The 13,999-nt window shown below is 59.6% G+C and carries 11 protein-coding genes; 8 read left to right on the forward strand and 3 right to left on the reverse strand.

Translation table 11 applies throughout. From position 1 onward, the window contains the following. Positions 1-46: 46 nt before the first annotated feature. The 5 genes from N7578_RS08960 (at position 47) to N7578_RS08980 (ending at position 5,375) form a co-directional block, all read left to right on the forward strand. Positions 47-985 (forward strand): sugar ABC transporter permease, encoded by a 939-nt coding sequence (locus N7578_RS08960; RefSeq protein WP_311109923.1) that lies wholly within the window; start codon positions 47-49, stop codon positions 983-985. After that, the gene (locus N7578_RS08965; protein WP_311109924.1) at positions 978-1,826 is read left to right on the forward strand and encodes a carbohydrate ABC transporter permease; all 849 of its coding nucleotides are present in this window, start codon (positions 978-980) and stop codon (positions 1,824-1,826) included. The genes N7578_RS08960 and N7578_RS08965 overlap by 8 nt, the downstream gene beginning before the upstream one ends. A 17-nt stretch (positions 1,827-1,843) precedes the next feature. After that, positions 1,844-2,917: a sn-glycerol-3-phosphate ABC transporter ATP-binding protein UgpC gene (locus tag N7578_RS08970; RefSeq protein WP_311109925.1), complete on the forward strand. Its 1,074-nt coding sequence runs from the start codon at positions 1,844-1,846 to the stop codon at positions 2,915-2,917. A gap of 146 nt (positions 2,918-3,063) precedes the next feature. Beyond that, positions 3,064-4,116: a sugar phosphate isomerase/epimerase gene (locus N7578_RS08975; protein WP_311109926.1), complete on the forward strand. Its 1,053-nt coding sequence runs from the start codon at positions 3,064-3,066 to the stop codon at positions 4,114-4,116. Between the two features lie 71 nt (positions 4,117-4,187). Next, positions 4,188-5,375 carry a Gfo/Idh/MocA family oxidoreductase gene (locus N7578_RS08980; protein ID WP_311109927.1) on the forward strand — a complete coding sequence of 396 codons (1,188 nt, stop codon included), beginning with the start codon at positions 4,188-4,190 and terminating at the stop codon, positions 5,373-5,375. A gap of 195 nt (positions 5,376-5,570) precedes the next feature. On the opposite strand, the gene N7578_RS08985 is transcribed toward N7578_RS08980, so the two are convergent. Next, positions 5,571-6,842, reverse strand: a complete 1,272-nt coding sequence (locus N7578_RS08985; protein ID WP_311110096.1) for a glycerate kinase — start codon at positions 6,840-6,842, stop codon at positions 5,571-5,573. 5 nt (positions 6,843-6,847) lie between these two features. Then, entirely contained in the window at positions 6,848-7,210 is a 363-nt protein-coding gene (locus N7578_RS08990; protein WP_311110097.1) for a DUF1304 domain-containing protein, read from the reverse strand. A gap of 225 nt (positions 7,211-7,435) precedes the next feature. Here N7578_RS08990 and N7578_RS08995 point away from each other — a divergent pair, with 225 nt between their 5' ends. From N7578_RS08995 to N7578_RS09005, 3 genes are read left to right on the forward strand one after another with little or no spacing between them, the layout of a single operon-like run. After that, complete coding sequence (locus tag N7578_RS08995) at positions 7,436-8,185, forward strand: ImuA family protein (protein ID WP_311109928.1); 750 nt, start codon at positions 7,436-7,438, stop codon at positions 8,183-8,185. Beyond that, entirely contained in the window at positions 8,115-9,632 is a 1,518-nt protein-coding gene (locus N7578_RS09000; protein WP_311109929.1) for a DNA polymerase Y family protein, read from the forward strand. The genes N7578_RS08995 and N7578_RS09000 overlap by 71 nt, the downstream gene beginning before the upstream one ends. Then, positions 9,629-12,907 carry an error-prone DNA polymerase gene (locus tag N7578_RS09005; protein ID WP_311109930.1) on the forward strand — a complete coding sequence of 1,093 codons (3,279 nt, stop codon included), beginning with the start codon at positions 9,629-9,631 and terminating at the stop codon, positions 12,905-12,907. The genes N7578_RS09000 and N7578_RS09005 overlap by 4 nt, the downstream gene beginning before the upstream one ends. 66 nt (positions 12,908-12,973) lie before the next feature. Here the strand turns inward: N7578_RS09005 and N7578_RS09010 are convergent, their stop codons facing one another. Further along, complete coding sequence (locus N7578_RS09010; RefSeq protein ID WP_311109931.1) at positions 12,974-13,912, reverse strand: AraC family transcriptional regulator; 939 nt, start codon at positions 13,910-13,912, stop codon at positions 12,974-12,976. Positions 13,913-13,999 lie beyond the last annotated feature (87 nt).

The raw sequence follows: 13,999 nt of genomic DNA on the forward strand, positions 1-13,999 counted from the left end.
TTTCAGCCAGAAATTTCAATATCTGCATTCAGGAAAGCGGATAAAGATGACGGACATTTCCATGACTTCCGCGACCACGCCTGTGCGTGTGGCTGCAAAGACGAAGCGCAAACAGAGTTCCGTGGCCCATGACAGGGCGCTGACACTGCTCGTCTTTATGCCACCGGCGCTTCTGCTTTTCACCCTTTTCGTCATTCTGCCGATGGGTGAGGCTGCGTGGTACAGCCTCTATCGCTGGAACGGGTACGGTACGCCCACGGACTTTGTGGGGCTGAAGAATTTCCAGGTTCTGTTCGGAAATGCTGCCTTCTCGCAGGCGCTGCTGAACAACGGCCTCATCATTCTCATTTCCGTGCTGATCCAGATTCCGCTCGCCATCTGGCTGGCCACGATGCTGGCGCACCGCATTCCCGGCGTGGTCGCCTTTCGCCTCGTCTTTTTCTTGCCTTATGTCTTGGCGGATGTGGCTGCGGGCCTCATCTGGCGTTTCGTTTATGATGGCGATTACGGCCTGTTTGCGGCCATCTCCAACTTCTTCGGTTTCGCCAATCCTTACGTGCTGGCGGACAAGGATGTGGCGATCTACGCCGTGCTCGGCGTCATCGTGTGGAAATATTTCGGCTTCCACATGATGCTGTTCATCGCGGGTCTTCAGTCCGTCGACAAGAACGTGCTGGAGGCCGCCGAAATCGATGGTGCGTCCGGCTGGCAGAAATTCCGTTACGTCACCTTGCCGATGCTCGGCTCCACGGTGCGCCTGTCCGTCTTCTTCGCGGTCATCGGCTCGCTGCAGCTCTTTGACATGATCATGCCGCTGACGGGTGGCGGTCCGTCCAACTCCACGCAAACCATGGTCACATTCCTCTACACCTACGGCGTCATGCGCATGCAGGTGGGGCTTGGCAGTGCTGTCGGCGTAGTCCTTTTCATCATCTGCGTGACGCTCGCCTTCGGTTACAAAAGGATTTTCATGCGCCATGACTGATACATCCACTTCCGTTCGCATGCCGCTTCAGACGAAGCTTTACCTTTACGTTTCGCTGAGCCTGATCGCGGCCATCGTGCTGATCCCGCTGCTGACCACGGCGCTTGGCGGTTTCAAGACGCTCGGCGACCTGCGTGTCAATCCGTTCGGCGTGCCAGCCGAATGGCAATGGGCCAACTATGGCGATATCCTGCTTGGAAAGCGTTACTGGCTGCAGATCTTCAACTCGCTGGTGATCGCTGTACTGACAGTGTTTTTGACGCTCACCGTCTCGGCCATGGCGGCCTTCACCTTCGCGCATGTGAAGTTCTTCGGCTCGTCTTTCCTGCTCAATTATTTCCTGCTGGGGCTGATGTTCCCTGCGGCGACCGCCATCCTGCCGCTGTTCATCCGCATCCGCGATCTTGGTCTGCTCGATACCTACTGGGGCGTGGTGCTGCCGCAGGTCGCCTTCGGGCTCGGCATGAGCATCCTTCTGTTCCGCAATTATTTCCGCAATCTGCCGGAAGAGCTGTTTCAGGCGGCGTTCGTGGATGGCTGCGGTTACCTGCGATTCTTCTGGCACATCTCGCTGCCGCTTTCTCGCCCTATCGTTGCAACCGTCGGCATCGTGTCGTTCGTCGGAAGCTGGAACAGCTACATCCTGCCGCTCATCATGCTGAATTCGGAATCCAAATATCCGTGGCCGCTCGGCATCATGGTCTATCGCGGCGAATTCGGCACCGAATGGCAGCTCGTTCTCGCCTTCATCACGCTGACGATCCTGCCGACCGTCATCGTCTTCTTCCTTGCCCAGAAACACATCATCGCAGGTCTGACGGCCGGCGCCGTCAAATCGTGACCTGAAAGGAGCACAACATGGCTTCCGTCGAACTCAAGGATATCCGCAAGTCCTACGCCGCGCTGGATGTCATCCATGGCATCTCGCTCGATATCGCCGATGGTGAATTCATCGCGCTGGTCGGGCCTTCCGGCTGCGGTAAGTCCACGCTTCTGCGCATGATTGCCGGGCTGGAAGAAATCTCCGATGGCGAAATCCACATCGGCGGCACGGTCGTCAACGGCATGACACCGCGTGAGCGCAACATCGCCATGGTATTCCAGTCCTACGCGCTTTATCCGCATATGACCGTTGCCGAAAACATGGGCTTCAACCTGAAGCTCGCCGGTCAGCCGAAGAACGTCATCGAACAGCGGGTGGCGGAAGCCGCCCGCATGCTCGATCTCGGCAAGCTGCTGGACCGCAAGCCCTCGCAGTTGTCGGGCGGTCAGCGCCAGCGCGTCGCCATGGGCCGTGCGGTGGTGCGCAATCCCGCCGTCTTTCTGTTCGATGAGCCGCTGTCCAATCTAGATGCCAAGTTGCGCGTGCAGATGCGTAGCGAAATCAAGGCATTGCACCAGAAAGTTGGCACGACGTCCATCTACGTTACCCATGACCAGATCGAGGCCATGACGCTGGCGGATCGTGTCGTCGTTCTCAACCATGGCCGTATCGAGCAGCAAGGCACGCCGCTCGAACTCTACAAGACGCCCGCCAACCTGTTCGTCGCCGCCTTCATCGGTTCGCCGGCCATGAACCTCATCGAATGCGTGGTGGATGGCGAGGATAATCAGCCCGCCGCCCGCCTGAAGGACGGTACGGCGATCCGGATCTCCAGTCAGCGGAAAGTCAAACGCGGCCAGACCGTCACGATTGGCCTGCGGCCGGAACATATCGGCTCGACCACCGGCGGTGATGTCTCGCTGTCCGGTCGCACCGTGCTGGTGGAGCCGACCGGCGCGCAGACCCATGTGATTTTCGAGTTGGCCGGAGATCAGGTTACGGCGGTGGTGGATGGCGAACAGCTAGTGCGCGTCAACACGCCGTTTGCAGCCAGCATCAGCCACGAGCGTGTTCATGTGTTCGACCGGACAAGCGGGCTTGCCTTGTAACAGCGGCTTCCGCGGTGAGAGGAACACAAGAATTGTCATGCCCCAGTGGTATTTGGGGTTGCCTGAAAATTATCAGCGGTTAGCTTGAGTGCTGGGAGTCAAAGCGGTTTTATCGCTTAACTGTATCGATGCAGGAGGAGTTTTTCATGAAGACGATCAAGGGACCGGGCATTTTTCTGGGCCAGTTCGCGGGCGATGCCGCACCGTTCAATACTTGGGACGGAATTACCAAATGGGCCGCGGATAAAGGCTATCTCGGCGTTCAGGTGCCAACATGGGCCGGTCAGCTTATCGATCTCAGGAAAGCGGCCGAATCGAAGGACTATTGCGACGAGTTCGCCGGTGTCGCCCGCAGCAACGGCGTGGAAGTGACGGAGCTTTCCACCCACCTTCAGGGGCAGCTTGTTGCCGTTCATCCGGCCTATGACGAAGCATTCGACGGTTTTGCGGCGCCTGAAGTGCGCGGCAATCCCAAGGCGCGGCAGGAATGGGCGGTCGAGCAGGTTAAATTCGCTCTGAAGGCTTCGAAAAACCTTGGCATCAAGGCGCACGCGACATTTTCCGGCGCGCTTGCCTGGCCATTCATCTATCCATGGCCGCAGCGCCCGGCAGGTCTGGTTGAAACGGCTTTCGATGAGCTTGCGAAACGCTGGACGCCGATCCTCAACTATGCCGACGAGCAGGGTGTCGATGTCTGCTACGAAATCCATCCCGGCGAAGATCTGCACGACGGCGTGACCTTCGAGATGTTCCTGGAGCGCGTGAAGAACCATCCGCGCGCCAACATGCTTTACGATCCGTCGCATTACGTGTTGCAATGCCTCGATTATCTCGACAACATCGACATTTACAAAGACCGTATCAAGATGTTCCACGTCAAGGATGCGGAGTTTAACCCGACCGGGCGGCAGGGCGTTTACGGCGGGTATCAGGGCTGGGTCAATCGTGCGGGCCGTTTCCGCTCGTTGGGTGACGGGCAGGTGGATTTCGGCGCTGTGTTTTCCAAGATGGCCGCGAATGATTTCGACGGCTGGGCCGTCGTCGAATGGGAATGCGCGCTCAAGCATCCCGAGGACGGTGCGGCCGAAGGCTCGGAATTCGTCAAGGCGCATATCATCCGCGTCACGGAAAAGGCGTTCGACGACTTTGCATCCGGTGGCACGGATGACGCTGCCAACCGCCGTATGCTCGGGCTTTGAGAGCATTTCCAGGAAAAGTGTGAAGCGGTTTTCCGTCCGGAAATTCGCTGAGAAAATACCGAGGAGACATTATGGCTATTGAAGGAAAGACGACCGACAAGGCAGCGAAGCGTATTCGCCTTGGCATGGTGGGGGGAGGATCGGGCGCCTTTATCGGCGGTGTGCATCGCATGGCGGCCCGGCTCGATAACCGCTTCGAGCTGGTGGCCGGCGCCCTGTCCTCTACACCGGAGAAGTCGAAGGCGTCCGGTCTCGAACTGGGGCTGGACGAAGACCGTTGCTACGGCTCCTTCGAGGAAATGGCGGAAAAGGAAGCTGCGCGTGAGGATGGCATCGAGGCAGTTGCCATCGTCACGCCGAACCATGTGCATTATCCGGCCGCCAAGGCATTTCTGGAACGCGGCATCCATGTCATCTGCGACAAACCGCTGACCTCCAATCTGGAGGATGCAAAAAAGCTGAAAGAAGTTGCCGACAAGGCCGATGCGCTGTTCGTGCTGACGCACAATTACACCGGCTACCCGATGGTGCGTCAGGCCCGCGAACTCGTGGAAAGCGGTGCGCTTGGCGATATCCGTCTGGTGCAAATGGAGTACCCGCAGGATTGGCTGGCGGAGCCGGTGGAACAGACCGGCGCGAAACAGGCCGTCTGGCGCACCGATCCCGCGCAATCGGGTGCGGGCGGCTCGACTGGCGACATCGGCACGCACGCCTATAATCTCGGTTGCTTCATTTCCGGCCTTGAGGTCGATGAACTGGCGGCTGACGTGCACACCTTCGTCGAAGGGCGCAGGCTGGACGACAACGCTCACGTCATGCTGCGTTTCAAGGCAAAGGGTGGCGTGCAAGCTGCCAAGGGGCTCCTTTGGTGCAGCCAGGTCGCCGTCGGCCATGAAAACGGTCTGAAGGTACGTGTTTACGGCACCAAAGCCGGTATCGAGTGGACACAGGCCGATCCGAACTATCTGTGGTTCACGAAGCTCGGCGAGCCGAAGCAGTTGATTACCCGCGGCGGTGCCGGGGCAGGCGGTGCGGCCGCACGTGTCACCCGCATTCCCTCCGGTCACCCGGAAGGCTATCTTGAAGCTTTCGCAACCATCTACACAGAAGCTGCACACGCCATCGAAGCCCGCCGCAATGGCTCGGAACTGGACAAGGCGGTAATCTATCCAACCGTGGATGATGGCGTGAAGGGCGTGGCTTTCGTCACCGCCTGCATCGAATCTGGCAAGAAGAACGGTGCTTGGGTGAAGCTTTGAGGTAAGGCACTTAGGTGTTGCTTGGCATCGTGTTCCTCTCCCCTTGGGGAGGAACACCGAACGAAGCGGCGGGTGAGGAATTCGTCAAACTTTCGGCGTCATCCTCGGGCTTGATCCGAGGATCGATCGACATCGCGCATTCTGGATCCTCGCCTCAAGGGCAAGGATGACGTTGAGAACGGTATCACGTCGTCCTCACCCGATCAAAATCGCCCGGATATCATTCACATTGGTCAGCGTCGGCCCTGTCACGACGAGATCATCGATTGCCTTGAAAGCCGTATAGCTGTCATGGCTCACCAGTGACTGGCGTGGATCGATGCCTGCCTCTTGCATGCGGGCAAGGCTATCCGGCGCCACCAGCGCGCCGGCCGCATCCTCAACGCCATCGATGCCGTCGGTGTCTCCGGCAATCGCCCAGATGCCCGGCGCACCCTTCAGCGTCAGAGCGAGGCTCAGCAGGAATTCGGTATTGCGCCCGCCTTTTCCAGCCGGTCCTTTGCCGATCGTGACGGTCGTTTCGCCGCCTGAGAGCAGGACCGCCGGGCCTTTGATCGGCAGGCCTTTCCTGCTGGCGGAAACGGCGATACCTGCCATCACCGCGCCGACGTCTTTCGATTCCCCTTCAAGGGAATCTCCGAGGATCAGCGGATGCAGGCCGAGCCTGCGGGCTTCTTCCGCTGCAGCCTCAAGGGCAAGGGACGGCGCGGCGATGAGGCGGATATCCTCTTCGATTTCACCGGCTTTCGGGGTTTCCTCGCCTTTTTCGAGAACCCTTCGCACGCTTTCCGGCAGTTCCAGCCCGTAACGGGCAACGATTTCCCGTACGGTTCCGATATCGGTCGGATCAGCAACCGTGGGACCCGAGGCGATTTCGGACGGATCGTCGCCGGGCACGTCGGAAATCAGCAGGGAAACCACTTTCGCTGGTTTGGCGGCCAAGGCCAGTCGTCCGCCTTTGATCCGGGAGAGATGCTTGCGCACGGCGTTCATTTCGGAAATCGGCGCGCCGCTGGCAAGCAAAGCACGATTGACGGCCATCTTGTCGGCGAGCGTCATGCCGTCCGCAGGCGCCACCATCAACGCAGAGCCGCCGCCGGAAATCAGCGCGATCACCATATCGTCCGGTCCGAGGTTTTGAACGGCTGCAAGAATACGTGTCGCCGCTTCTTCGCTCATGACATCCGGCACCGGATGCGATGCTTCGATGATCTCGATGCGCCTTGCCGGTACCGCATGGCCGTAACGGGTCACGACGACGCCGGAAAGTTCAACATCGGACCAGGCCGTATCGAGTGCTGCGGCCATGGCTGCGGATGCCTTGCCTGCACCCACGACAACGCATCGGCCTTTCGGTGCCGAAGGCAGGTGGCGTTCAAGAACCTTTGCTGGGTCGGCGCTTGAGACGGCAGCCATGAAAATGCGGGTGAGGGCGTCTTTTGCCTTGTCGTCGTTCCATGTCGTCATGAGGTTCATAGTCCAATCCAGCTGAATGCAATCGCGCCGAGCGCCAGAATGGCGGGCAGCGCCTGAACGAACAGGATTTTCGTGCTGGCAGTTACGGCTCCGAAAATGCCCGCAATCGTGACGCAGACGAGGAAGAAGACCCTGAAGCTTATGCCCTCGTCGCCGAGGTAAAGCCCGTACAGCAGGCCCGCGGTCAGAAAGCCGTTATAAAGACCCTGATTGGCGGCCAGCACCCTTGTCTGTCTGGCAAAGTCTGCGGAAAGGCCGAAAGCCTTGCGGCCCGCCGGTTTTTCCCACAGCAGCATTTCCAGCACGACGATGTAGAGATGGATGGCGATGACGATCGCAATCAGGATATTGGCAAGCATATGCGCGTGCATCGGCGGCTTTTCCTCCAAAAACCTTGTCTGTCAGGCTATATCCTTGCCCGGCGTGACACGTCTGTTTTAACGATCGATCGGCTGGCCGCAAGGGCAGCTGTCCTTTCTTTGTGTGCAAACTGCGATGAGGGAGGTGATTGCTTGACTCTTGTTTGAATTAGGAACAAAACAGGAACATAAAATGAAAGATCTGGAATTGAAACCTGTCATGCCATGCATAAGCGCGCGGAACAGTTGCTCGTTGTCGAAGAGCTGCGTGAACGGCTGGAGAATCTTGCCGGTGCTTCGGTGCGCCGTCACGAAAGCCTGCCGTTCGGCGTGGCGGAAATTGATGCCCGTCTGCCCGGTGGCGGGTTGGGGCTCGGTTGTCTGCATGAGGTGAGCGGCGGCGGAAACGGCGCTCTCGATGGCGCGTCGGCGGCTCTGTTTGCGGCGGGTATCGCAGCGCGGCTTCCCGGCAAGGTGCTGTGGTGCGTCACGCGGCGGGATCTGTTCATGCCCGCGTTGGCTCAGGCGGGCCTGTCCCAGAACCGGCTCGTCATGGTCGAATGTCGCGATGAAAAGGGCGTTCTCGACTGCTTCGAGGAAGGCTTGCGCTGCAATGGTTTTGGCGCGGTGCTGGGTGAAATGGCAAAGCTGCCGATGAATGCCTCGCGGCGACTGCAACTGGCGGCGGAGACCTCCGGCGTGACCGGCATCGCCATCCGCCGATTCAGGCGTCAGGTGGAGGCGGCGATGTTCGGAGAACCGACGGCGGCCGTCACCCGCTGGCGGGTTTCTGTCCGGCCATCCGCCCCTTTGCCGGTGCCGGGGGTAGGCAGGCCGCGCTGGTTTCTGGAGCTTTTGCGTTGTCGTGGCGGCGAAGGTGCCGCATTTGAAGTGGAAGCCTGTGATGCAAAGGGTCGTCTCGCTCTATCTACCGACATGGCCGACGGATCGCTACCGGCGGCGGCTCGGGCCTGATGCGCCGCCTGCCGATAAACCGTTGGTGATGATCGGCAGACAGGGCAGCCGCCGTCTCGTTCTGGCATTGGACAAGGCGGCAAAGGCTGCCGGTATCCGGCCCGGCACTCCGGTCAGCAAGGCGCAGGCGCTGGTGCCAGGGCTGATCGTGGAAAATCTGGATGCAGAGGCGGATGCGCGTGCGCTGCAGGAACTCGCCTTTCATTTCCTGCGAATCTACGCACCCATCGTCGCTCCCGATCCACCGGACGGGCTGGTGCTGGATACGACGGGTGCTGATCATCTGCACGGCAATGAAACGCTGATGCTGACCGGTATGGTCAACCGTCTGCATGCTGCCGGTTTTGCCGCACGCGCCGCCATTGCTGAAAGCTGGGGTGTCGCCTATGCGCTTGCCCGGTTTGGCAGGCGTGAGCTTTCCATTGTGCCGAAGGGCAGGGAGCGCGAAGCCATCGACGCTCTGCCGCTGGCTGCGCTTAGGCTGGAGAATGACACCGTGAGCGGCCTCAAGGTGCTGGGGTTTCGCTCCATCGGCGAGCTTGCCGCAGCCCCGCGTGCGCCACTCGTCCTGCGCTTCGGCCCTGACGTGGCGCGGCGTCTCGATCAGGCGCTCGGGCAAGTGTCGGAGCCGATCAGGCCGGTTCGCATCGCCGAACTGGTGGAGGTGCGCCGCGCCTTTGCCGAACCCATTGCCGCCGCCGAAACGATTGCCCGTTATACCCAAAAGCTGGTGACAGGGCTGTGTACCGAGCTGGAAAAGCGCGGTCTCGGCGCCCGGCGTGTCGATCTGGTGATGAGCCGGGTCGATGGCACGTTGCAGGCGATCCGGGCAGGAACATCGAAACCCGTTCGCGATGCAAAGCAGATCGCACGGCTTCTGACCGACCGTATCGATACCGTCGATCCGGGTTTCGGCATCGAGATGATGGTGTTGACGGCAACCCATGCCGAACCGCTCGTAGCCGGCCAGGTGCGTTCATCGCTGCTTGCGGAAAGCCATGCGGATATTGCCGATACGGTCGATGTCATCATCAATCGTGGCCACCGCGTCTATCGTTATGCCGCTGTCGCCAGCGATGTGCCGGAGCGTTCGGTTACACGTCTGCCTGCTTTCGGCCCGGAAGACACACTCGGCTGGCCCGGACACTGGCCGCGTCCGGTGCGGCTTTTCGCGCATCCGGAGCCCATCGAGACGCTGGCGCTTTTGCCGGATCATCCGCCGCGTCATTTCATCTGGCGCGGCATGCGCCATCAGGTGAAATGCGCCGACGGGCCGGAGCGGGTGTTTGGCGAATGGTGGAAGCGCGACCGGGAAAAATCCGCCGTGCGCGATTATTTCATGGTGGAGGACGAGAACGGCGGTCGTTTCTGGATTTTCCGATCCGGTGATGGGGAACATGCCGATACCGGCTCGCAGGGCTGGTTCATGCATGGATTGTTCGCATGAGCGCGCCCCGTTACGCCGAACTTCAGGTCACGACGCATTTTTCCTTCCTGCGTGGCGCAAGTTCCTGCGACGAACTGTTCGAGCAGGCTAAAAATCTCGGCATCGAGGCGCTTGGTATCGTTGATCACAACAGCCTTGCGGCCATTCCCCGCGCTTACGAGGCGGCGAAAAACAATGGCATCCGGCTTGTCGTCGGCTGCCGGCTCGATCTCGAAGACGATCTCTCGGTGCTGGTCTATCCCATGGATCGCCCCGCTTACGGCCGGCTTTGCCGGTTGCTGTCGGTTGGCAAGAAGCGGGCGGGCAAAGGCAAATGTTTGCTGAGGTGGGACGATCTCGTGGAATGGGGCGAGGGGCAGATCGTCGTGCTTCTGGCTGATCTTGCGGACGATCTCTGCGCCATTCGTTTGCGCCGTCTGAAGGCTGCGTTCGGCGACCGCGCCTATATGGCGCTCAGCCTGCGCCGCCGCCCGAACGACCAGATGCGGCTCTACGAGCTTTCGGACATGGCGCTTGCGGCAGGCGTGTCGACCGTGGTGACGAATGACGTGCTGTTTCATGTACCGGAGCGGCGCATGTTGCAGGATGTGGTCACCTGCATCCGCCACAACTGCACCATAGACGAGGCTGGTTTCCGGCGCGAACGGCACGCGGATCGCTACATGAAACCGCCACAGGAAATGCACCGGCTGTTTTCCCGTTATCCCGAAGCGCTGGCCCGCAGTCTGGAAATCGCCCAGCGTTGCACTTTTTCCCTTAAGGAACTGGCTTATCAATATCCCGAGGAGCGCACGATGCCAGGGCTGACGGCGCAGGAAGCGCTGGAAAAAATGGTATGGGAGGCGGTGCCGACCCGGTATCCCAATGGCTTGCCGGGAAAAGTGGAAAAGGCACTGCATCATGAGTTGGATGTTGTCGCGCGATTGCAATACGCGCCTTATTTCCTAACGGTGAACGCCATCGTTCGTTATGCGCGTTCGAAAGACATATTGTGTCAAGGACGCGGTTCTGCTGCTAATTCGGTTATCTGTTTTGTGCTCGGCATTACCGCCATTGATCCTGCTCTTTTCAGCAACCTTGTTTTCGAACGTTTCGTTTCCGAAAATCGTGGCGAACCGCCTGATATTGATGTTGATTTCGAACATCAGCGGCGTGAGGACGTCATTCAATGGGTCTACAAAACGTATGGACATGATAAAGCCGCGCTTTGTTCAGTTGTCACCCGTTACCGTGGCCGCGGCGCACTGCGCGATGTCGGCAAGGTTTTAGGCTTGCCGGAAGACTTGACCAAACTTCTGTCATCGCAGGTCTGGCGCTGGAGCGAGGGCGTTGGCGAAAAGCAGGTGCAGGAACTGAACCTCAATATGAAGGATCGCCGCCTCAAACTCGCCTTCGAACTCGCCAACCAGCTCGTTGGCACGCCGCGTCACCACAGCCAGCATCCCGGCGGCTTCGTTCTCACCCATGACCGGCTGGACGAACTGGTGCCGATAGAACCAGCTGCCATGAAGGATAGGCAGATCATCGAATGGGACAAGGACGATATCGATATCGTCAAGTTCATGAAGATGGATTGTCTGGCGCTCGGCATGCTCTCCTGCATGAAGCGCGGCTTTGATATGCTGGAGGCACGGACGGGGGTAAAATACGATCTTGCCGCTATGCCCCCTGACGATCCCGCCACTTTCGAAATGATCCAGAGAGCCGATACTCTGGGAACGTTTCAAATCGAAAGCCGGGCGCAGATGTCGATGTTGCCACGGCTGAAACCAGAGGTCTTCTACGATCTCGTCATTCAGGTCGCCATCGTTCGCCCCGGCCCCATTCAAGGGGATATGGTGCATCCCTATCTGCGTCGACGGCAAGGAAAGGAGCCTGTCTATTTTCCCAAGAAAGAGCTTGAAAACGTTTTGGGAAAGACGTTGGGCGTGCCGCTGTTTCAGGAGCAGGCCATGCGTGTTGCTATGGATTGTGCTGGTTTTTCCGCCGATGAGGCGGATCAATTGCGTCGCGCTATGGCCACTTTCAAGAATGTGGGAACGATCTCCAACTTAAGAGATAAGTTGGTGAAGGGCATGGTGGAAAATGACTATGAAAAAGAGTTCGCCGAGCGCATCTTCAAGCAGCTCGAAGGCTTCGGCAGCTACGGTTTTCCCGAAAGCCATGCGGCCTCCTTCGCGCTGATCGCCTATGCTTCCGCATGGCTCAAATGCCATTACCCGGATATTTTCTGCACGGCGCTTCTGAATTCGCAACCCATGGGTTTTTACGCCCCGGCCCAGATCGTGCGCGATGCGCAGAACCATGGCGTCGAGGTGCGGCCGGTCTGCGTCAACAGCAGCCGTTTCGATTGCACGCTGGAACCGACCAGAGAGAAGGATGCCACGGGCGATCAGCGCTATGCCGTCCGCCTCGGCATGCGGCTGGTGAAAGGACTTTCGAATAAACATGCCGCCGATATCATCGCCTGCCGTGAGGACCGGGCTTTCGCCTCGGTGGACGATCTCTGGCGGCGGGCGGGGGTGCCGTCGTCGGCGCTGGTCTGTCTGGCGGAGGCCGATACCTTCCTGCCCTCGCTCGGTCTTTCAAGGCGTCAGGCGCTCTGGGCCATCAAGGCGCTGAGAGATGAGCCTCTGCCGCTTTTCGCCGCTGCCGCCAGCCGGGAAAATGCCGTCATTGCCGAACTTGCCGAGCCATCCGTCGTTTTGCGTCCCATGACGGATGGTGGTGAGGTGGTGCAGGATTACGGCCATGTCGGGCTGACGCTGCGTGAGCACCCCATGTCCTTCCTGCGGGCTGATCTTGCCCGCCGCCGCATCGTCACCTGCGCCGAGGCGATCCGTGTGCGCGATGGCACATGGCTGGAAACGGCAGGTCTGGTGCTGGTGCGCCAGCGTCCCGGTTCCGCCAAGGGCGTCATCTTCATGACGCTGGAAGATGAAACCGGCATCGCCAATGCCGTGCTGTGGGTCAAGACCTTCGAGAAATACCGGCGCATCGTCCTGTCCGCAGGCATGGTCGGCATCTATGGCAAGATCCAGCGGGAAGGGGATGTCGTGCATCTTGTGGCGCACCGGCTGACCGATCTGTCCGAGGCGCTGGCAAGTGTGGGTGAAAGGGATAAGGCTTTCCCGCTACCACATGGACGCGGCGACGAATTCCATCACGGCATTCCGCCGGAGGACACGCGCCGCAGCGGCAAGCGCCCGTTAGCGCCCGGTCACGACGACGACGCCGTGGAGCGGATCAAGGTCATTTCCCGCAATTTTCATTGAGGTGGTTTGCCAGCTTTATCTTCCTAAACCAATTCCAGTGACAAGCACGGGAATGGAGGAATGTTTCTACGCCGCGTCTTCCAGCCCGGCGGAATCCTTCCGGCGAAACTGGCTTGGCGGTGCGCCGATAACACGCTTGAAGGCGCGGCTGAACGATGCTTCGGAATCGTAACCGAGCTTTTCCGCTGCAAGCGTCACTCGCATGCCCTCGCGCAGCCACAGCCGCGCCTGATGCATGCGCACGCGCACCACATAACGGGCGGGGCTTTCCCCGACGATGCGGGTAAAGCGTTCGGCGAAACTGGAGCGCGATGCGCCCATCAGTCCGGCCAGTTCCTCCACGCTCCAGTCCTTTTCCGGGTTGAGGTGAATGGCCGCCAGAACGCGTCCGAGTTCGGGGTTTCGCACGGCAGCGAGCCAGCCGCTGGAATCGCCGCAGCCATGTTCCACCCACGTGCGGATGAGCGTCGCCGTCAGCACATCGGCCAGCCGCGCCAGAATGCCGCCGGCGCCGACGCGGTTCAGTTCGACCTCGCGTGTCATTGCCTCCAGCAGATGCGGAATGGCTGGGTCGCTTTTCGCCAGATCGCTGGTCAGCATCACATCCGGCATCATCTGTAAAAGCGGGTGCAGATGATCCATGTTGAAACGCATGGAGGCGGTAAAGGCCACCGTGTCGTTGTCCGCGCTGGCGCACTGAATGTCGAAAAAGCCTTGGCAGACTTCTTTTTTGCCGAACCGGTCGAAGGGTGTTGGCGTCACGTCTTCGCCGCTGCAAAGCACATGCGCGTGGCCACGCGGCAAAAGAACGGCATCGCCGCATTTCAGATCCAGCCAGTCGCCGGATGGTTTCTGCAGTTTCGCCTGTCCGACGCCGATGAAATGAAAACGGGCAGCTTCCTGCTCGGGAAAGGCTGTCGCCCACGGAGACGCCATGCGGCAGCGGCCATATTCAACCCCATCAAGGCGAAGGCCGCGTAACATTTCCGTCAGGGCATCGTTCATGGCGACCTCAATTTTGGAGTTTATGTCAAGGAATATGGATTTTCTAGCATGGAAACGCCGGTGTGTCACGCGTAGCTTACGGTCATT

Origin of the sequence: Agrobacterium tumefaciens, from assembly GCF_031801495.1 — a bacterium.
In the GTDB taxonomy this organism is placed as follows: Bacteria; Pseudomonadota; Alphaproteobacteria; order Rhizobiales; family Rhizobiaceae; genus Agrobacterium; species Agrobacterium tumefaciens_K.

What these genes read in the sequence shown, in the direction of transcription:
- N7578_RS08960 (WP_311109923.1), top strand. Translation starts at nt 47, where the DNA reads ATGACGGACATTTCCATGACTTCCGCGACCACGCCTGTGCGTGTGGCT.
- N7578_RS08965 (WP_311109924.1), top strand. Translation starts at nt 978, where the DNA reads ATGACTGATACATCCACTTCCGTTCGCATGCCGCTTCAGACGAAGCTT.
- N7578_RS08970 (WP_311109925.1), top strand. Translation starts at nt 1,844, where the DNA reads ATGGCTTCCGTCGAACTCAAGGATATCCGCAAGTCCTACGCCGCGCTG.
- N7578_RS08975 (WP_311109926.1), top strand. Translation starts at nt 3,064, where the DNA reads ATGAAGACGATCAAGGGACCGGGCATTTTTCTGGGCCAGTTCGCGGGC.
- N7578_RS08980 (WP_311109927.1), top strand. Translation starts at nt 4,188, where the DNA reads ATGGCTATTGAAGGAAAGACGACCGACAAGGCAGCGAAGCGTATTCGC.
- N7578_RS08985 (WP_311110096.1), bottom strand. Translation starts at nt 6,842, where the DNA reads ATGACGACATGGAACGACGACAAGGCAAAAGACGCCCTCACCCGCATT.
- N7578_RS08990 (WP_311110097.1), bottom strand. Translation starts at nt 7,210, where the DNA reads ATGCTTGCCAATATCCTGATTGCGATCGTCATCGCCATCCATCTCTAC.
- N7578_RS08995 (WP_311109928.1), top strand. Translation starts at nt 7,436, where the DNA reads ATGCATAAGCGCGCGGAACAGTTGCTCGTTGTCGAAGAGCTGCGTGAA.
- N7578_RS09000 (WP_311109929.1), top strand. Translation starts at nt 8,115, where the DNA reads ATGCAAAGGGTCGTCTCGCTCTATCTACCGACATGGCCGACGGATCGC.
- N7578_RS09005 (WP_311109930.1), top strand. Translation starts at nt 9,629, where the DNA reads ATGAGCGCGCCCCGTTACGCCGAACTTCAGGTCACGACGCATTTTTCC.
- N7578_RS09010 (WP_311109931.1), bottom strand. Translation starts at nt 13,912, where the DNA reads ATGAACGATGCCCTGACGGAAATGTTACGCGGCCTTCGCCTTGATGGG.